Here is a 19,021-nt window from a genome sequence, read left to right on the forward strand (position 1 = left end):
GGTGGCAGCGGGCGAGGACGGCGATTCGGTCACTCGTGCGCATCGTGACCGGTCGACAGCCGCTCGACATCCAGTACCACCAGCCTTCCCTTCGTCAGCGCCAGCACCCGGGACGCCGCCCCGCGCAGGAATCGGTGTCGGTGGGTGCAGACCACCGCGGCACCGCCGTGGGCGACGAACTCTCCCAACACCTCCCGCACCCTCAGAGCCGAATCCTCGTCGAGCGCCTCGAACGGTTCGTCGAACAGCCCCAGGGCCGGGCGGTGCATCAACGCCGCCACCACGGACACCTTCTTCCTCTCCCCCGTGGACAACACATCGATCGGGCTGCCGAGCAGTGAATCGGCCCCCACCTGCACCACGAGATCGTCGACCGTTCGCGCCCCCGGGTCCCGACCCCGTGCCGCGGTCAGCATGTCGAGGTACTCACCCACCGTGAGTCGGCCCGGTGCGTCGAGACGCGAGGGGGCGTACCCGATCCCGTTCCGACTCCCACCCCGCCGATCGGTGACGGTGTTCCCGAACCCGACGGTTCCGAGAGCGGGCAGATCGAATCCCGCCAGTGTCCGTAGCAGCGTCGATTTCCCGGCCCCGTTGGCGCCGGTCAGTCCGACGAGTTCCCCTGCCGACACCTCGAAGTCGGCGCCGACGACGAGGGTCCGGGACCCGACCCTCAGGGTCAGGTCCCGGACGTTCAGCACCCTCACGTGGTGATCACGGAGCGCACGGCCGCCACGCGATCGGCGAACACGTCCTGCTCCTTCGCGATCCGATAGGCGGCCCAGGTATCGCGACTGGACACGAGAACGGACACCCCCTTCTCCGTCTGCTCCAGGTCGACCCGAAGCGGATAGCTCCGGCGCCCGAGTTCCAGGTAGTAGCCGAGGAATCGCGCCAACGGGAAGTTTCCGACCTTCACCGACGCCGTCCCCGTCGTTTCCGCGTCCCGAAGGGTCGAGGCGCGCACCGCGCGCGTCATGGTCGACAGGTCGGCGAGAACCTCCGCCAAGGACTTGTCGGGTCGAACGTGGAACCGCACCGGAACCGGGGGCGGGGCACCCAGACCCGACGTACCCGGACCCGAGGCGCCCCGACCCGACCCACCCCTGCCCGACGCGGTCAGAACGGCGTCTTCTTCGCGCGCTCGCGGTGCCCGATCCAGACACCGACCACGCCCACCATGAAGGGCACCACCATCGTCAGAACGATATCCAGCATGTTTCGTCCTCTCCTTGCTCTCGCATCGTTGCTCGATCGTCGGAAGATGCTCGTGGACAGACCATTCGAGTCAGAACAGCCCGCCGACGACATTGCCGACCGCACCGGACACGAGCCCGCCGATCGCACCGGCACCGGCGCCGGCAACGCATCCCGGTCCCCCGGTGGCGATGGCCCCGGCCACGCATCCGCCGGTGGCTCCCGTCGCGGCACCCTTGGTGCCGCCTTCGACCACCTGTCCGTACACCCCGGACCCGACGCAACCGCCTCGGTCGTTGTGCACCACACAACCGGTGGCATCGAAACTCTCGTACGACGCGACCGGCGAGGCGACCACGGGCACGGGCACGGCGGGCGCAGGTTGCGCGGACGCCACCCCCGCACCGATGACCATCACGGCCGGCACCGATGCCAGGAACACCGCGATGCTGCTCGGAGACAACCTATTTCGATCGGACATCTTTCAAACCCCCTGATGGATGTCGAACTGTTCTTCGGTCGCCATCGACGCTAGGGCCGAACCGAACTCGACTGCAATGACATGCATGCACGTCAGCACTTTGCCCATATCGACGCAATACCCGACGAAAGTCGGGGCGCCGTGGCTAGGGTGAGGTCATGTCGGGGGACGCGATCGTCATCGGGGCGGGACTGAGCGGGCTGACCGCCGCGACCGAGCTCGAGGCCGCGGGGGTCACCGTCACCGTCCTCGAGGCCGCGGATCGCATCGGCGGCAAGGTTCTCACTCGGCCGCTCTGCGGCGTGCACGTCGACTACGGCGCGCACTGGATCGGTGGCGATCAGACCGCCGTGCTCGACCTCGCGGCGCACCACGGCCTCGAGACCGCACCGGAGCCGCGCCCTCGCCGCGGCGCGAAGCAGGTCCTGGCCCTCACCGGGGGTCTGCACCGACACCGCGGAGACGTACCGTTGCTGCCCCCCGCTCGGTCGCTCGCCCTGGCCCGCGGGATCGTCCGAATGTCGCTCGACGTCAGCAGGATTCACTCGTCGACACTGCCGGTGCTCGACTCGTGGCGTCCCGAGGCCACGGACATGTCGGACGTCCTCGAACACCGCTGCTTCCGCGACAACCCGGACGGCCGACAACTGCTCACGTGCTTCTACCGGCTCATCTTCGGAGCCGATCCCGATCAGGTGCCCGCTCGCGCCGCCCTCGAGTACATCCATGCCGCGGGTGGGTTGCGTCCCATCGCGTCGGTCGAGAACGGCGCCCAGGAACGCTATTTCGTCGACGGCACCACGGCGCTCGTCGATGCCGTGGCCGCCGGCCTGACGGGCGAGGTCCTCACCGACCATCCCGTGACCGCGATCCATCAGGACCCTCGTGGGGTGGAGGTGCACGCAACCGTCCCCGGCGGAGGCACCCGCACCTTCCGCAGCGACCACGTCGTTCTCGCGGTCCCGCTACCCCGAGCTCCCACCCTGGAGTTCTTCCCCGCACTTCCGCCTGCCCTCGACGCACGCCTGCGGGGCAGCCGGATGGGCGAGTACGCCAAGACGATCGTCGTGTACGACCGTCCGTGGTGGCGGGCGCTCGGCCTCACCGGCACCGCGCTCGACGCCGACGGGCCGATCCAGATGGTGGTCGACGGCAACGCCGCATCCGACGGTCCGGGCGTGCTGGTCGCGTTCAGCGGTGGGCGCGCCGCGGCCGAGTTGTTCGCTCGAGAGGACCGTCGCGAGGTCGTCGTCACCGAGTTGGTCCGACTCTTCGGGTCGGACGCACAGATCCCGCACACCGTCGACGACATCACGTGGTCCGAGCAACCCTGGCTCGGCGGCGCTCCCACGGCCGTCCCGGCGTCGGGCGGTCCGTTCCGTCCGGACGAGCTTCGACACGGCAGAATCCACTGGGCCGGAACCGATGTCGCCGATCGATGGCCCGGCTATCTCGACGGCGCGGTGCGCGCGGGCCGGCGGGCGGCCCACGACGTCCTCGCTACTCGTCCGGCTCCGTCAGACCCGCCCGCTCGTCCCGCTCCGCCCACTCGATGAGCGGCTCGATCCCGTAGACCGCGTCGTCGATCCCCGCGTGCAGGTCCCCGAGGGTCGCGAACCGCTCGGGGACCGTGAACATCGTGAGATCGCGCGGTTCGACGTCGGCCACCTCGTCCCAGGTGATCGGCGTCGACACCGTCGCATCCGGGTTCCCCCGAACGGAATACGCGCTCGCGATCGTGTGGTCGCGCGCGTTCTGGTTGTAGTCGACGAACAGTTTCGTCGGGTCGCGATCCTTGCGCCACCACGTGGTGGTCACCTCGTCGGGCGCCCGGCGCTCGACCTCCCGCGCGAAAGCCAGTGCGGCCCTGCGAACATCGGTGAAGCCGTGACTCGGGTCGATCCGGACGTACACGTGCAGGCCGTGGCCACCGGACGTCTTGGGCCACCCCACGGCGCCGAGCTCGTCGAGCACCTCGTGCACCACCCCGGCGACGCGGCGGACCCGGTCGAACCCGCAGTCGGGCATGGGATCCAGATCGATACGCCACTCGTCGGGCGACTCCACGTCCGCGCGGCGGCTGTTCCACGGATGGAACTCGACGGTGGACATCTGCACGGCCCACGCCACGTGCGCCAGCTCGGTGACACACAGTTCGTCCGCGGTGCGGTTGTACCGCGGGAAGTGGACCTCCACGGTCTCCATCCACGGCGGCGCACCCTTCGGCAGCCGCTTCTGATGAACCTTGTCCCCCGCGAGCCCGTCGGGAAAGCGGTGCATCATGCACGGTCGCTCGCGCAGCGCGCGCACGATGCCGTCGCCCACGGACAGGTAGTACTCGACGAGATCTCGCTTCGTCGCGCCGCTGGCCGGGAAATACACGCGGTCGGGATTCGAGATGCGGACCGTGCGGTCCCCCACCTCGAGCTCGATCGCCGGTGATGTGGCTGCCATTCCCCGATGCTAGGCGCTCGGGTCGCGAACCGAGCGGCCGTCAACCGAGCCGGCGTGAATCGAGCCGGCGCGAACCGACCTAGAGCCGACGCGGCGCCGCAAGCCGGCGCAACGCGGGTGCCACCGGCCGTCCCCGCAGCAACCCGTCGGTGGTCCGAGCCTCCAGCGCGCGCCGGTACGTGCCCACCGCACCTCGTACCGCGTCGACGGTCGCGTCGATGTCGGCGTCGGTGTGCGCGGCCGACACCACGAACGACTGTCCGAGTACCCCGCGCTCGATCATCTCCTGCAGGAACAGGGTCCGCATGGGCTGCGACGGAAGCCCGTCGGCATCGGTCGTCGCGAAGATGAGGCAACTCGGCCGACCGAGCACCCGCAGGTGCTCACCGATCCCCGCCTCCGCGGCGACCTCCGTGACCGCCGCGGCGAGCCGCCTCCCGGCCCGTTCCATCGCACCGACGGGGTCCTCCGTCGCGTAGGCGTGCACGACGGCCCGAAACGCCGCCAGACCCGCCGTTTCCGGACCGTGCGTCGTCGAGAGCAGGAACACCCGGTCCGCGTCGGTCCCCAGCCCACCGAGTTCCATCAGCTCGCGTCGACCGGCGAGCGCGGCGATGGGAAGTCCGTTGCCCATGGCCTTGCCCCAACACGAGAGGTCCGGCGTCACGCCGTAGACACCCTGCGCACCCGACGCCGACCAGCGAAATCCCGTGATCATCTCGTCGAACACCAGCACCGTGCCGTACCGATCGCACAGTGCCCGAACCGATTCCAGGTACCCGGGCGCGGGTTCCGTCAGCGCGGTCGCCGCCTCCATGATCACGCAGGCGATGTCGCCGCCCCGTAGCACCGTCTCCAGGGCGGACGCGTCGTTGTAGGGGAACCGGCGCACCACGTTCACGGCCGACTCGGGAATCCCCGCGCTCATCTCGGACGTGCCGATGAACCAGTCGTCGACCGAGAAGAACGGCTGCTCGCACACCGCGACCCCGAGCCGGCCCGTGGCCGCGCGCGCCAACCGCACCGCGGCGGTGGTGGCGTCGGACCCGTTCTTGGCGAACTTGACCATCTCGGCCGTCGGGACGGTGGCCAGGAAGTCCTCGGCCGCAGCCACTTACGTTTCCGTCGGGCGGGAGAAGTTCGATCCCGCGGACAGCGCCCGGGTCACCGCGTCGACCACCGGTCGATACCCGTGACCCAAGGTGACCGCGCGCAGGCCGCTGCCGTACTCGACGTACTCGTTGCCGTCGACGTCCCACACTCGCGCTCCCGCACCGCGCGCGAGAATCGGAGTCATGTGTTCCGGATACTGATCCGATCCGCGCGCGTAGGTGTGGCTGCCCCCGGGGACCAGGTGGTGCAGGCGCGCCTGCAGTTCCGCCGATCGGTCGAACCGCCGCGCCGTGCTCGTCTGTTCGGTATCGATGCTCATCGCGGACCTTTCGTCGACACGGAGGGAACTCGGGGCAACACGACCGTGGCGGCCGTGTCGTCGGGGACACGCTGCGCCGCCAACGGCTCCGTGGGCGTGTCGTCGGCCGGAACCCGGGCGGAATCCGAGGGTGTCGCCCGCAGGGTGGTGACGACGAACCACGTGGCGACGGCCCATTCCGAGATCAACACACCGAGAATCATCGTGGTCACCGATCCCGTTCGTGACGTCACCAGCAACGCGCTGCCGGCGATCACGACGCCGATCACGGCGCCCGTGACGACCGTCGACGTCCGTCGCTGCGCCGGTAGAACGGCGGTCGTGATGTACGACGTGAGGGTGGTCGCCGGCAGGATCCACGCCAGGATGCGCAGTGCCGTCACCGCGCCGTCGAACTCGGTTCCGTAGACGATGCGGATCACCAGCGGCGCCGTGATCGTCAGTCCGGCCGCGGCGACGACGGCCAGCGCCGCGCACCCGGCCGCGCCCTGAAGGGTCTTGAGCCGGAACGACGCGTCGTCCCGGATCTTCGCCATCCGCGGCAGCAGCGCGAAACCGATCGGATCGAGCACCGACTGTCCCGCGCGCACCAGCCGGTCCGCCGCCGAGAACAAGCCGAGCGACGCCGCGTCGAGCACCGTCGAGTACGCGGCCGCTCCGCCCTGTCCGTACCCGGTGAGCAGGAGGCGGGACGTCAGGATCGGACCCGACGTCCGCAGGATGTCCCCCACGGCGAACGACGGCGCGAAGGGACCGAAGGATCGGTGCGCGTCGATCCAGGTGAGCACGACCGTCACCACCGAGGACGCCCCGAGAAGGCCGAGCGCCAACTCCGGTGACGGGAACATCGGCAGAAGCACCACCAGCGCAACGAGATACGCCACCCGACCGATGGCCTGATAGATCGTGGACGTGCCGAAGCGCCCGCGGCCGATCAGCAGCCAGTCCTCCGACAGCGACCACACTCCGCCCGCGACCGCACCCAGCAGGATCATCCGCGGCGCACCCTCGACTCCGGCCGCCCACCCCACACCGGCGGCCACCGCCAGCACCGCGAACAGCGCCAGTCGCACGACGGCGTAGGCGCCGCGAACCCGAGCGAGGTCGGCGTCGTGCACCCGCGCCGCGAAGTACTGCGTCGCACCGAGATCGACCAGAACCGACCCCAGGAAGTAGGCGGACATGCCGACCGCGATGAGACCGACGCCCTCGGTTCCGAGCAATCGGGCCGTGAGCGGCAGGGTGACCAGGGTGACGAGGAACTGCCCGTAGGTTCCGAACCCCACGAGCAGGACGTCGCGGACGAGACGCACGGCTAGTGCCGTCGAGAGTGATGGATCAGGTCGGCCATGCGGGCCCGGAACCGAACGGCGACCGCACCGAGGATGCGACCGTCGCCGGCCACCACGTCACTGGAGGTCACCAACGACGGCATCTCGCGCGCGAGGCGATGATGCAACCGGACGGACTCGCTCAGCTTGCTGTAGCTCGACGTCCGGCTGCAGAGGTTGAAGCGCGAATCCCGCCACGCCGCATCGATCGTCGACTTGCCGAAGAAGTCGCCGTGGGCGCCCATCCGCGCGAACAGATCCACGTCCATCGGGAACACGAGGTCTCCGCGGAACCCGCCGACCCGGTCGAACAGGTCGCGTCGGAACGTCGCGGCCGCGGTGGGGCCGAACTCCGCCGGTCCGCGGCGCACGATGATCGCCGCGAGCTCGCGGCCGGCGCGGCGACCGAGCAGACCCGGGAGGCCGAGGTTCGTCTCCTTCACCGCCCCCTCCTCGTCGATCACCTCGAACTTGGAGGACACCAGCGCGACGCCGGGGTCGTCGAACACCGCTGCCTGCCCGGACAGCGCGTTCTCGCGCAGGACGTCGTCCGCGCAGACCACCTTCACCAGCCGTCCGGTGGAGGCGCGCACCGCGGCGTTCCAGTTGTCGCCGATGTTCAGCAGGTGCTCGTTCCGCAGCACCCGGACCCGACGGTCGGCGAAGGATCGTGCGATGTCGCCGGTCTTGTCGGTACTGGCGTTGTCGAGCACCACCACCTCGATGTCCTCGTCCTGATCGAGCACGGAGGACAGGGTGGCTTCGAGGGTGCGCTCGGCCTGGTAGGCCGGGATGCACACGGACAGAAAGACACTCATCGTTTCACGCTTTCGCAGTGGGGCCGGTGGCGGACAGGGTGTCGAGCGCGGTGAAGGTCATGGTCGGATGAGCCCGCGAGACCTCGTCGACCAGATCCGGGACGGTCACCAGGACTCGGTCGGGGCGGTGGGTGTACATCCATTCCGGCGCAACGATGGGAACGTCGGTTCCGGGCATCCGCCGCCCCCATTTCGCCGGGGAGGCGTCGACGACGGCCCGTAAGGCGGAGCGATCCACCCCCGCCATCGCGAACAGCGCGACCGCGCGGGACGCCGCTCCGTACGCCGCGAGCACCTCGTCGGCCGCGTCGACGAGCGCACGCCGAAGTTCCGCGACCTCCGCGGTGGCCGCGGCACCGAGCGTGGAGACGACCGACGCCTCGGTGACTCCCAGAGCCGCCTCGCGGGCACGCACCGCGGTAGCAGTAGTCAGATCGACTGCCGTGTACTCGGATTCGGCCGGTGCACCGTCGGACCGGCGGGCCAGAACCAGGAGGGTGCCACCGTAGAGGGCGGACTCCCAGCACCCCATCGGGGCGAGGCCCGCGCTGCGCAGGGCGCGTTCGAGAGCGGTGAGCGACCAGTACGCGAAGTGCCCGTGCCGCAACGCCGTCCACTGACGTTGCTCGACGATGGTGGCCAGCGAGTGGACCTGCAGAACCAGAACCCCGGAGGCACTCAACCGTTCGGCGCGCTCGCGCAGCGCCGCAGCCTGGTCCGGCTCGTGCATGAGACCGAAGCCGTCGACGATCAGATCGGCGGGCACGTCCGGGGCCTCGGACACCGCGGCAGCGTCGCGCACGCCGCGGGCCGCGATGGCCGGGATCCACGTTCCGCCGTGCGGACTTCCGTACTCGCGCACGACGGTCCCCTCGGTCAACCAACCGCGACGCTCGATCGCCGCGATGGCCGCCTCGGCTTCGAGCCGCAGCGCCTCGGGTTCGACGCCGCGGGGTTCGTCGGCGAGTGTGTCGTCGTCCAGAAGCTGAGCGAGAGAACAGGTGCCGCACAGCGCCATCGCCAGTGGATGACGGTTCTCCTCCGGGTCCGGTGCGGAGTCCGCGGACGGGAACGCGTCGGCGGCCGGTACCGCACCGAGGTCGAGGACGGTGGTGAGATCGTGTGCACCGCACGACCGGCAGGTTCCGCTCATGCTCGCCCTCCCCGGGTCACAATGTCACCATGCGCATCGAGACCACGCCCCTGCGGGACGTTCTGCTGTTCGTGCCCACACCGCATCACGACGACCGCGGATTCTTCACGCGGACGTTCGACACCGACATATTCGACGCGGCCGTGGCCGAACACACCGCACTGCCGACGCGTTCGTCCGACTTCCGTCAGGACTCGCAGTCCCGGTCGGCGCACGGCGTGCTCCGCGGTCTGCACGGACGTGGTGGTCGGGGCGAGGCCAAGCTCGTCCGCTGCGCACGCGGTGCCGTGCAGGATGTGCTGGTGGACAACCGTTCCGGTTCCGAGACGTTCGGACAGTGGAGCGCCTTCCGCCTCGACGACGTCACGTGCGCACATCTGTTCGTGCCGCCCGGTTTCCTGCACGGTTTCCTCACGCTCAGCGACACCGCGGACGTCTGTTACCGCATCGATCGGCCGCACGATCCGACCGAGGACATCGCGGTGCGGTGGGACGACGCGGACCTCGCGGTGGCGTGGGAGGCCACGCCGACCGTCGTCAGTGCTCGCGACAGCGCCGCGCGGTCGTGGCGGGACGTCCCGCGCGGCTGAGTCGCCGCTAGTGGACACTGCTCGTCCCCACGCCGAGATGTTCCGACCCGCGATGTCCCGCCCCGGCCCCGACCCGACGCAGAGCGTCGTCGACGGCTCCCGTGCGCTGCAACTCGCGCACGCGAGCGAGCCGGGTGAACCGGTTCGCCAGCGAGTCGGCGTCGAGGGAATGCGCCCGGTACGCCTCGAACAGTTCCACCGCACCGTCGCGGATGGACCAGCGGGGAACGAATTCCGGCAGCACCTCGCGCGCGGCGGAGAAGTCGACGCGGTACGACCGCGGGTCCGGCCCGTACTCGCCGGTGATCTCCACCTCGGCCCCGGTCACGTCGGACACCGTCGCCGCGATGTCCGCGACCGTCACGTTGTTGGCCTCGGTGCCGATGTTGAGCGCGCGGTTACGGATCCGCTCCTTCGGAGCGTCGAGGGCGGCGGCGAAAGCTTCCGCGATGTCGAGCGCGTGGACGAGAGGACGCCACGGCGTCCCGTCCGACTTCACCACGATGCGACCGGTGAGGAAGGCCGACGCGGTGAGGTCGTTGACCACGATGTCCGCGCGCAGCCGCGGGGAGTAGCCGAAAGCCGTTGCGTTGCGGAGGAACACTGGGGTGAAGTGGTCATCCGCCATGGCCGCGACATCGCCCTCCACCCGAACCTTGCTCACCGCGTAGGGCGTCAACGGGTTCAGCGGGGCATCCTCGGTCACGGCGTCCTGACCGGCTGCGCCGTACACCGAGCACGTCGACGCGTAGAGGAACTTCTCGACGCCGGCGCGCTTGGCGGCCTCCGCCAGCCGCACCGAGGCGTGGTGGTTGATGTCGTGGGTGATCGCCGCGTCGAGCGTGCCCAGCGGATCGTTGGACAGGGCCGCGAGGTGGATCACCGCGTCGAATCCGGCGAGGTGCTCCTCGGTGACGTCGCGCAGGTCCACCGCGAGCGTCTCCGGATCGGCCGGGGTCGAGCCCAGCACGCAGTCGGCGAACAACCCGGTGTCCAGGCCCACCACGGTGTGCCCGCGCTTCTGCAGCACGGGAACCATGACGGTGCCCAGGTAGCCCTGGTGGCCGGTGAGTAGTACGCGCATGGTCATCGAGAACCCTTCAGATCGAGCAGCATCTTCTCCACGACGAAGGCTTCGGCGTAGCGGCTGCGGCATTGCACGCCGCGGATCCGGGCGAGCGAGAGGAACGTCTCCTCGTCGTACCAGTCGTGGCGGTGCTGCGATGGATAGTGGACGGCGAGCAGATCGGCCTTGCGGCGGGCGATCTCGTCGTCGAGTGGTTGGTAGAGCGTCGGAGACGGAAGGTCGCCCTCCCACTTGATCACCTCGTAGCCGAGGACCAGGTGGTCCCGGAACGTGGTGGGGACCAACTCCGCCAGCAACCGGTGATCCTGGTGGGCGTCGCGCCGCTGCGGAGCGAGCACCAGATCCGGTTCGCACGTGCGTCGGAACGTCTCGAGCCCGTTCTTGATCGCGTCCCAATGAGCGGGACTTCGACCGTCGGGCACGTCGAGCACGGTGAGCGAGAGCGGCGCCTCGGCCGAGAACGCGGCCAGCGCCTTGCGCTCCTCCTCTTCCCGCTCGGTGCCGGCGCCGGTGAGGACCAACGCGTGGACCTCGAGGTCCGGCTCCGCCGCGGCGAGCGTGAGCAGAGTGCCGCCGGCGCCGATCGCGATGTCGTCGGGGTGCGCCCCGAGCACCGCGACGGTGCGAATCCGGTTGCCGGACAGTGAGATCACACCAGCTCCGGCTGCGCCTCGGCTGCGTCGCGATCCCAGACGGCCCACGGGCGGACGCCTCTGCGGTAATCGGCGTCGAGTTCGGCACGCTCCTTGAACGTGTCGGCCGGCTTCCAGAAGCCCTCGTGGCGGTAGCCGTAGAGTCGGCCGGTTCCGGCCAGCGCCATGCAGGCATCGCCCACCAGATCGCCGCCGGGCGGGATGAGGTCGAAGACCTCCTGGTTCAGCACGAAGTACCCACCGTTCTCCCAGATGGGGAAACGACTCACGGGGACTATCTCCTTGATGTCCCCCGCCTCGGACACGTCGACGCAGTGGAAGGACGACTGCGGCGGCACCACCAGCATCGAGGCGACCGCACCCGAGGCGTGGTACTTCTCGATCATGGTGTCCAGCGGCGCGTCGGTGAGCACGTCGGAGTAGTTGGCCAGGAAGTACTCGTCACCGTCGAGGTAGGGCCGGACGCGACGCAGACGCTCGCCGATCGGCGACTCGGTTCCGGTGTCCACGAACGTGATCGACCAATCGCTCATGTCCGTGGACAGCAACTCCACCTTGCCGTCACGCATGACGAAATCGTTGGACTGCTCCTCGTGGTAATCGAGGAAGAACTGCTTGATGGCACTCGCGCCGTAACCCAGGCAGAGGACGAAGTCCTTGTGCCCGTAGTGGGCGTAGTACTTCATGATGTGCCAGAGCAGGGGGCGTGGTCCGACCATCTGCAGCGGCTTGGGGATCTGATCGTTCCCGTCGTTGCGCATGCGCATGCCGTATCCCCCGCAGAACAGTACGACCTTCATGACAGTGCCTCCGTCTTCTCGCTTGTGGGCAGTTCGGCGGTATGCAGATGCGGCAGCGGGAAGACCACGCGGCCGCCCCAATCACCCACGTACCGAAGTTGTTCGGTGAGCTCGGTCTTCAGATTCCAGGGGAGTACGAGCACCACGTCGGGTCGGTCCTCGGCGATGCGTTCGGTCGGGTGGATCGGGATCCGCACACCCGGGGTGAACCGACCGTGCTTGTACGGGTTCCGATCGACCGTGTACTCCACGAGGTCGGACCGGATGCCGCAGTAGTTCAGCAACGTGTTGCCCTTGCCCGGAGCGCCGTAGCCGACCACTCGCTCGCCTCGGCGGCGGCAGTCCAGCAGGAACTCGAGCAGATCCGCGCGTACGCCGCGCGCCGCGTTCTCGAGGCCGCGGTAGCCCTCGAGCGTGTGCAACCCGGCCCGACGCTCGGTGTCGAGCAGGTCCAGGGTCCGCGGACTCGGGGGGCCGGCGTTGGCGGTGGGGGTGGCCCAGATGCGAATCGATCCGCCGTGCGTCGAGAGTTGCTCGACGTCGACCACCGAGAGATCACCGTCGGCGAGCGCGCGCATGGCGGTCAGAACGGTCCAGTACTGGAAGTGCTCGTGGTAGACGGTGTCGAACTGCGCGTCGGCCACGAGATGCAACGCGTGGTGCACCTCGATGCTCACCATGCCGTCGTCGGCGACGAGCGTGCGAAGCCCCTCGGTGAACCCGACGACGTCCGGGATGTGGGCGTAGACGTTGTTGGCGACCACCAGGTTCGCGGGGCCGTGCTCGGCGCGCACCGCCGCGGCGGTGTCGGGGCCGAGGAATGCGGTCTCGGTGGGCACACCCGCGGAGCGGGCCGCGGCGCCGACGTTCACGCTCGGTTCGATGCCGAGGCACCCGATGCCCCGGTCGACCACATGCTTGAGCAGGTACCCGTCGTTGCTCGCGACCTCGACGACGAACGAGTTCTCGTCCAGACCCAACCTCTCCACCGAATCGGTGACGAAGCGTCGGGCGTGATCGACCCAGCTGTCGGAGAACGACGAGAAGTACGCGTACTCGGTGAAGGTGTCCGCCGGTGAGACCAGGGCGGGGATCTGCAGAAGCAGGCACGACGGGCAGATGCGCAGGTGCAGGGGGTACGTGGGTTCCGGCGCGTCGAGCTCGTCGGCGGTGAGGAACGATTCGCAAGGCGGGGTGGCCCCGAGATCGAGCACACTGTCCAGGCCGGGGTTCCCGCAGAGGCGGCAGTCCATGGTGGTTCGGGTCCTTTCGGGCGGTACGCGCACATCGAATCCGGCCCGGTGGAAGTCCCGTCGGGCAACCTGCGCCGGCCGAGAAACGGACCGGGTGCGATGTACGATTCGTACCTATTCTGCCACAAAAACATACCCAGGGCTTGTTTAAGCCCCTACTTTCATTCAACTGATCTACATATGTCCTAGTTATCCCGTGAAAATGTGGTGAAGGAGCACAGGTCTCGGTGGTGCCGTGTGCGCTCGGGGACACCGTGGACCCGGTGACCGCGGCCGGCACCGTGCGCCGTTACCCGATATCGGGACCGATGGGCGGTTTTCCGCAGATTCGCGACGATTGTGGACAACTCTGCACGCTCTCCACAGGCTCGGCGAACGATCCTGCATCGACCGATGCGCCACCGCCAGACTCCGTGGCGTGACCATCTGGACCCGACGCGAACTGCTCGACAGTGGAGTCGGCCGCGGGACCATCGCGCGCCGTGTGTCCGGCGGCACCTTGCTGCGGCTGCTACCCGAGGTGTACTCGACACAGCCGCCCACCTACGCCGATCGCTGTCGAGCCGTGCTGGCCTGGAAACCGGATGCGGTGCTGAGCCACGACTCCGCCGCATGGATCTGGGGATTGCTCGACGACGAGCCGACCGTCGTCCACGCCACTGTCGCCCCGACCGGTGCGCACCGCAGCCCGCCGTGGGTCCGACTCCATCGCCGCCGGCTCACTGCCGTGGCGTACGTCGATCTGTTGCCCGTCGTGACCATCGAGGAGTGCTTCCTCGACATCGCTCTCACGATGGACGGGCCCTCTCTCGAACGCTTCGTGGATAGGGCCCTCTCCCGAACCGTCCGGTGGCGAGCAGTGGCGCAGGCCTGTGACAACGCGAAGGGGCGGCACGGCGTCGCGCGGGTCCGAGACCAGCTTCGCCGCTGCTGCCCGCGTACGTTGTCCGAACCCGAACGCATCGTCGCGCGGGCTCTCACCCGTCGAAACTTCCGCATGGAGATCAACGCGCAGGTGGGTCGCTTCTACGGCGATCTGGTCGATCGCGCAGCGCGCGTGATCGTGGAGATCGACGGCCGCGAGTTCCACTCCACGCCCTACGCCTTCACGAACGACCGGGTGCGCCAGAACGAGTTGGTGATGGACAAGTGGCTGGTGCTTCGATATTCGGCCGTCACCGTGATGGCCAGAACCGACGACGTGGTCGACGAGATCATCGCCGTGGTGCGTCGGAGGCGCCACAACCGTGCGTCATGATCCGATTTCGCGTCGAACTGTCGGGAAACCGCTCGTTCGAACCGAAATCGGATCACGGTGCACGCCCGGCCCGACGAATACTTCCCGAAACACGACGAAGCCCGACCCCCACGAGGGGAGCCGTGCTTCGGCGAGACTACGGAGAGGCTGGACTCAGAAGTCCATGCCGCCCATGCCACCGGTCGGGTCGCCCGCGGGCGCACCGGCCTTCTCGGGCTTGTCGGCGACGACGGCCTCGGTGGTGAGGAACAGAGCCGCGATCGACGCTGCGTTCTGCAGGGCCGAGCGGGTGACCTTCACCGGGTCGTTGATGCCGGCGGCCAGCAGGTCCTCGTACTCGTTGGTCGCGGCGTTGAGGCCGTGGCCGAGCGGGAGGTTGCGGACCTTCTCCGCGACGACGCCGGGCTCGAGGCCGGCGTTGAACGCGATCTGCTTCAGCGGTGCTTCGAGGGCGACGCGAACGATGTTCGCGCCGGTGGCCTCGTCACCCGTGAGGTTCAGGTTCTCGAGGGCGGGAGCCGACTGGAGAAGGGCGACGCCACCACCGGCGACGATGCCCTCTTCGACGGCTGCCTTGGCGTTGCGCACGGCATCTTCGATGCGGTGCTTGCGCTCCTTGAGCTCGACCTCGGTCGCGGCGCCGGCCTTGATGACCGCAACGCCGCCGGCCAGCTTGGCCAGACGTTCCTGCAGCTTCTCGCGGTCGTAGTCCGAGTCCGAGTTCTCGATCTCGGCGCGGATCTGCGAGACGCGACCGGCGATGGCGTCGGCGTCGCCGGAGCCCTCGATGATCGTGGTCTCGTCCTTGGTGATGACGACCTTGCGGGCCTGGCCGAGCAGCTCGAGACCGGCGGACTCCAGGGAGAGGCCGACCTCTTCGCTGATGACCTCGCCACCGGTGAGGATGGCGATGTCGGCGAGCTGCGCCTTGCGACGGTCACCGAAGCCCGGTGCCTTGACGGCGACGGACTTGAAGGTGCCACGGATCTTGTTGACCACGAGGGTGGAGAGAGCTTCGCCCTCGACGTCCTCGGCGATGATGACGAGCGGCTTGCCCGACTGGATGACCTTCTCCAGCAGGGGAAGCAAATCCTTGACGGTCGACACCTTGGAGCTCACGAGCAGGATGTACGCGTCCTCGAGGACGGCTTCCTGGCGCTCCGCGTCGGTGACGAAGTATCCCGAGATGTAGCCCTTGTCGAAGCGCATGCCCTCGGTGAGTTCGAGCTGCAGGCCGAAGGTGTTGGACTCCTCGACCGTGATGACGCCTTCCTTGCCGACCTTGTCCATGGCCTCGGCGATGAGCTCGCCGATGGACGGGTCGCCCGCGGAGATACCGGCGGTAGCAGCGATCTGCTCCTTGGTGTCGATCTCCTTGGCGGACTTCAGCAGCGACTCGGTGACGGCAGCCACGGCTGCCTCGATGCCGCGCTTGAGGCCGAGCGGGTTGGCGCCGGCCGCGACGTTGCGCAGGCCTTCGCGGACGAGGGCCTGAGCGAGAACGGTCGCGGTGGTGGTTCCGTCACCGGCGACGTCGTCGGTCTTCTTGGCGACCTCTTTGACCAGCTCTGCGCCGATCTTCTCGTAGGGGTCCTCCAGCTCGATCTCCTTGGCGATGGACACACCATCGTTGGTGATCGTGGGGGCGCCCCACTTCTTTTCGAGTACGACGTTGCGACCCTTGGGGCCCAACGTCACCTTGACTGCGTCGGCGAGGCTGTTCAAGCCCCGCTCGAGGCCACGGCGTGCCTCTTCGTCGAACGCGATGATTTTGGCCATTGCGAAGTGATCCTCCGGATGTGGGGTGACACGCGAAGCGACCGGTGTGGGCCGCTCCAGTTGCATCTTGGACGATTTCGGTGCCCGCGACGGACGATCAGGGGTGTCGATGGTTCCCGATCTCACCTCTTCGCCTGGCACTCACGATACGCGAGTGCCAACGCCATTTCTAGCACTCGCACCATACGAGTGCAAGATGCCTACAGGCCCAACACCGACGGGAGGTCGGCGACCGAGTCGACGACGTGGGTGGGTTGCATGGCGTACTGATCACGACCGTGCCGGTCCAGCCGATCCTGTCGGAACTTCCCGGTGCGCACGAGCACCCCCCGCATGCCGACGACCTGGGCCGCGAGGACGTCGTTGTCGAGATCGTCGCCGACAATCACCACCTGCTCGGGGTCCACGCCCATCCGGTCGGCCGACGCCTGGAAGCCCAACGGCGCGGGCTTGCCCACCGCGGTCGCCCGTCGACCCGACGCGGACTCCATTCCCGTCAGATACATCCCGGTGTCGATGCGGACTCCCCGTTCGGTGGACCACATGAGGCTGCGATGCATCGCGACCACCGGAATTCCGCGGGTCATCCAGTCGAAGACGCGGCTCATCGCGTCGTGCGTGAACTCCGGGCCGGCGCCGCCGAGGACCACCACCTCGGGGTCGTCCTCGACCACCTCGATCCCCGGGAGGTCGTCCGCGATCACACCACTGTTCAACAGAACGCAGCGCGCCCCCGGATGCGTGGTGCGCAGATGGTCGGCGGTGAGCGTCGCAGCGGTCACGATCTCGTCCGCGTGGACCTCGATCTTCGCCTCGGTGAGCGCGTCGGCGATCTGCTCCCGCGTCTTCGACGTCGTGTTGGTGAGGAACGCACACGCGATATCGCGGTCGCGCAGCGCCTGCACGGTCTCCGCGGCCCCGGGGATCGGTTGCCAGCTGGTGACCAGGACGCCGTCGATGTCGAACAGAACCCCGCCCACCGAGCTCATCCGCCCACCGCACTCACCGCGACTTCCGTCATCGTCGACACGATAGTGCGGTGGGCGGCTTCGAGCAGCGCGAGTCAGAATCCGGCGATGCAGGCGCGCCCGGTGCTGAGGTCGATCGCGAACGAGTTCAGTCCGGCGCAGTTCACGGTGGATCCCGTCCCCGCGGTGGCGCCGCCGCCGTATCCGGCGACCGCCAGGGAGGTACCGCCGTCGGTGGCCATGGACTGCGAGATACCACCGCCGAGCGAGTAGGAGTAGGCCGTCCCCGAGCCGAAGGCGGCGCTCAGGGCGGTACCGAATCCGGTGGCCTGCGCGAAGGACCGGCCGCCGTCGGCGACGCTGACGGCGGTGCCGCTCTCGGACGCGGTCGAGGTGGCGACGCCGGTGCCGGTCGCCTTGGCACCGCAACTCGCGGTGCCGTCGACGCGGATGTCGTTGGCGACGGGAGGCGAGGCGCAGGCAACCGGAGCGGCGGAGGCCACTCCGGTGCCCAGAGCAACCGCTCCCGACGCGATGGCGGCGCTCACGGCCAGGGTCGCGCCGAAGCGAATCGTGGTGGGAGAGAAACGGGATCCGAACGACTTCGGCACAGGTGGACCTTCTTCTGCTGCGGTGACGACATCGGGCCCGGGACGGTGAACCCGATGTGGTTGCCGACAGTACCTCGAGGACGACGCGAATTCGGGGAATACACCGCGCGTCTGTCGAACCTCACCACGGTCTCGGATCGACGACCCACCGCGGACCCAATGTGTTTGCGCCAGCAACGAATTCGACGATCACACACCGATTCCGCACCGTCGGAACGGATCTCGGCGTCAGCGCTTGCGGCCGCGGCGCGCGGGTCGGGGCTTGGGAGCGACGAGCGGCTTCGTGGGGCCTTTCTTCTTGGCCTTGGGTGCGGGGGCGGCGGACCGCGAACTGTTCGCCGATCGACCGCGCACTACCCCGAGGAACTCCTCGCTGTGTTCGCTCGCACCCTCCTGCGGCCAGGCGAGTGCGACGGTCGTGGACTCGGCGTCGGTGACGGTCCGGAAGATCAGATCGCGGCGGCTGTACAACCGGGCGATGGAGTGCGGCACGATCACCGGTCCGACGCCGGCGGCCACCATCTCGAACGTCGTCTCGACGGATTCACCCGGCTCCTGCAACGTCTCGGCGGAGAGGTCCGCGAGGGACACCTCGGTGTACAGGGAGACGGGATGATCCTTGGGAACCACCACCACGGGGAGCTCCGAGTAGAGGGGAACGACGTTCAGTCCCTCGCGGTCGATGGGCAACCGCACGAAGCACACGTCCCGAAGTCCGTCCACCACCACGCGGCGCTGCTCGGACTCGTCGACGACGTCCACGGAGAGAACCACGTCGGGAAAACGCTCGGCCCAGATCCTCGTCCACTTGGTCACCGTGACTCCGGGGACGAACCCGACGCGCAAGGTGGGCACCGGTGGTGCCGCGGCCGCCTCCTCGGCGAGACGACGATCGTCCTCGGCCACCACCGCGCGCGCCCGCACCAGCAGGTCTCGCCCCGCCTCGGTCAGTTCGGTCGGACCGTCGCCCGGAACGAACAGGGGTGCGCCCTCGGACTCCGCCAGGTCGATGATCGCCGCACTCAGACGTTGCCTCGAGATGTTCAGCGCCTTGGCCGCCCGACCGAAGGCGAGCATCTCCGCCACCGTGACGTACCAGCGGAGCACGGTCGGATCGTTCGTCGGCACAGCGTTCGTCGGAACAGCGCTCATCGGC

The 19,021-nt window shown here is 68.6% G+C and carries 18 protein-coding genes and 1 pseudogene; 3 read left to right on the forward strand and 16 right to left on the reverse strand.

What is annotated here, in order from left to right; all coding sequences use genetic code 11:
* Positions 1-29: 29 nt before the first annotated feature.
* The 3 genes from ACY466_RS18465 to ACY466_RS18475 form a co-directional block, all read right to left on the reverse strand.
* Positions 30-707 (reverse strand): ABC transporter ATP-binding protein, encoded by a 678-nt coding sequence (locus ACY466_RS18465; RefSeq protein WP_463247565.1) that lies wholly within the window; start codon positions 705-707, stop codon positions 30-32.
* Positions 704-1,039 carry a hypothetical protein gene (locus ACY466_RS18470; protein ID WP_463247568.1) on the reverse strand — a complete coding sequence of 112 codons (336 nt, stop codon included), beginning with the start codon at positions 1,037-1,039 and terminating at the stop codon, positions 704-706. Before ACY466_RS18470 ends, ACY466_RS18465 begins: the two co-directional genes overlap by 4 nt.
* A gap of 249 nt (positions 1,040-1,288) precedes the next feature.
* On the reverse strand, positions 1,289-1,678 hold the full coding sequence (locus ACY466_RS18475) for a hypothetical protein (RefSeq protein WP_463247572.1): 390 nt from the start codon (positions 1,676-1,678) through the stop codon (positions 1,289-1,291).
* A 158-nt stretch (positions 1,679-1,836) separates the two neighbouring features.
* Here ACY466_RS18475 and ACY466_RS18480 point away from each other — a divergent pair, with 158 nt between their 5' ends.
* Complete coding sequence (locus ACY466_RS18480) at positions 1,837-3,234, forward strand: flavin monoamine oxidase family protein (RefSeq protein ID WP_463247574.1); 1,398 nt, start codon at positions 1,837-1,839, stop codon at positions 3,232-3,234.
* On the opposite strand, the gene ligD is transcribed toward ACY466_RS18480, so the two are convergent.
* From ligD to ACY466_RS18505, 5 genes and pseudogenes are all read right to left on the reverse strand, one after another.
* The gene (gene ligD, locus ACY466_RS18485; protein WP_463247576.1) at positions 3,179-4,132 is read right to left on the reverse strand and encodes a non-homologous end-joining DNA ligase; all 954 of its coding nucleotides are present in this window, start codon (positions 4,130-4,132) and stop codon (positions 3,179-3,181) included. The two genes, ACY466_RS18480 and ligD, sit on opposite strands and share 56 nt — an antisense overlap.
* Before the next feature lie 79 nt (positions 4,133-4,211).
* Positions 4,212-5,564 (reverse strand): annotated as a pseudogene (locus tag ACY466_RS18490) (glutamate-1-semialdehyde 2,1-aminomutase).
* Positions 5,561-6,877 carry an oligosaccharide flippase family protein gene (locus ACY466_RS18495; protein ID WP_463247579.1) on the reverse strand — a complete coding sequence of 439 codons (1,317 nt, stop codon included), beginning with the start codon at positions 6,875-6,877 and terminating at the stop codon, positions 5,561-5,563. The pseudogene ACY466_RS18490 and the gene ACY466_RS18495 overlap by 4 nt, the downstream one beginning before the upstream one ends.
* Before the next feature lie 2 nt (positions 6,878-6,879).
* Complete coding sequence (locus ACY466_RS18500; RefSeq protein WP_463247582.1) at positions 6,880-7,713, reverse strand: glycosyltransferase family 2 protein; 834 nt, start codon at positions 7,711-7,713, stop codon at positions 6,880-6,882.
* A 4-nt stretch (positions 7,714-7,717) separates the two neighbouring features.
* Positions 7,718-8,866 (reverse strand): class I SAM-dependent methyltransferase, encoded by a 1,149-nt coding sequence (locus ACY466_RS18505; protein ID WP_463247585.1) that lies wholly within the window; start codon positions 8,864-8,866, stop codon positions 7,718-7,720.
* A 29-nt stretch (positions 8,867-8,895) separates the two neighbouring features.
* Between ACY466_RS18505 and ACY466_RS18510 the strand changes: the two genes are divergently transcribed.
* Positions 8,896-9,456 carry a dTDP-4-dehydrorhamnose 3,5-epimerase family protein gene (locus ACY466_RS18510; protein WP_463247587.1) on the forward strand — a complete coding sequence of 187 codons (561 nt, stop codon included), beginning with the start codon at positions 8,896-8,898 and terminating at the stop codon, positions 9,454-9,456.
* Between the two features lie 7 nt (positions 9,457-9,463).
* On the opposite strand, the gene ACY466_RS18515 is transcribed toward ACY466_RS18510, so the two are convergent.
* The 4 genes from ACY466_RS18515 to ACY466_RS18530 are packed head-to-tail and all read right to left on the reverse strand — an operon-like array spanning position 9,464 to position 13,249.
* A complete protein-coding gene (locus tag ACY466_RS18515; protein ID WP_463252354.1) occupies positions 9,464-10,540 on the reverse strand; it encodes an NAD-dependent epimerase/dehydratase family protein in 1,077 nt (358 codons plus the stop codon).
* A 2-nt stretch (positions 10,541-10,542) separates the two neighbouring features.
* Positions 10,543-11,196: a PIG-L deacetylase family protein gene (locus tag ACY466_RS18520; protein ID WP_463247589.1), complete on the reverse strand. Its 654-nt coding sequence runs from the start codon at positions 11,194-11,196 to the stop codon at positions 10,543-10,545.
* Positions 11,193-11,996: a glycosyltransferase family protein gene (locus tag ACY466_RS18525; protein ID WP_463247592.1), complete on the reverse strand. Its 804-nt coding sequence runs from the start codon at positions 11,994-11,996 to the stop codon at positions 11,193-11,195. The genes ACY466_RS18520 and ACY466_RS18525 overlap by 4 nt, the downstream gene beginning before the upstream one ends.
* Positions 11,993-13,249 (reverse strand): class I SAM-dependent methyltransferase, encoded by a 1,257-nt coding sequence (locus ACY466_RS18530; RefSeq protein ID WP_463247595.1) that lies wholly within the window; start codon positions 13,247-13,249, stop codon positions 11,993-11,995. Before ACY466_RS18530 ends, ACY466_RS18525 begins: the two co-directional genes overlap by 4 nt.
* 418 nt (positions 13,250-13,667) lie before the next feature.
* Between ACY466_RS18530 and ACY466_RS18535 the strand changes: the two genes are divergently transcribed.
* Positions 13,668-14,507, forward strand: coding sequence for a DUF559 domain-containing protein (locus ACY466_RS18535; RefSeq protein WP_463247597.1), 840 nt, complete (start codon positions 13,668-13,670; stop codon positions 14,505-14,507).
* 153 nt (positions 14,508-14,660) lie between these two features.
* On the opposite strand, the gene groL is transcribed toward ACY466_RS18535, so the two are convergent.
* The 4 genes from groL to ACY466_RS18555 form a co-directional block, all read right to left on the reverse strand.
* Positions 14,661-16,286, reverse strand: a complete 1,626-nt coding sequence (gene groL / locus ACY466_RS18540) for a chaperonin GroEL (protein ID WP_463247601.1) — start codon at positions 16,284-16,286, stop codon at positions 14,661-14,663.
* 200 nt (positions 16,287-16,486) lie between these two features.
* Positions 16,487-17,275, reverse strand: a complete 789-nt coding sequence (locus ACY466_RS18545) for an HAD-IIA family hydrolase (RefSeq protein ID WP_463247604.1) — start codon at positions 17,273-17,275, stop codon at positions 16,487-16,489.
* A gap of 74 nt (positions 17,276-17,349) precedes the next feature.
* On the reverse strand, positions 17,350-17,865 hold the full coding sequence (locus ACY466_RS18550) for a DUF6764 family protein (protein ID WP_463247606.1): 516 nt from the start codon (positions 17,863-17,865) through the stop codon (positions 17,350-17,352).
* A 228-nt stretch (positions 17,866-18,093) separates the two neighbouring features.
* Positions 18,094-19,017, reverse strand: a complete 924-nt coding sequence (locus ACY466_RS18555; protein WP_463247609.1) for a LysR family transcriptional regulator — start codon at positions 19,015-19,017, stop codon at positions 18,094-18,096.
* Positions 19,018-19,021: the final 4 nt, after the last annotated feature.

It is taken from the genome of Rhodococcus sp. K11/5 (assembly GCF_055193735.1).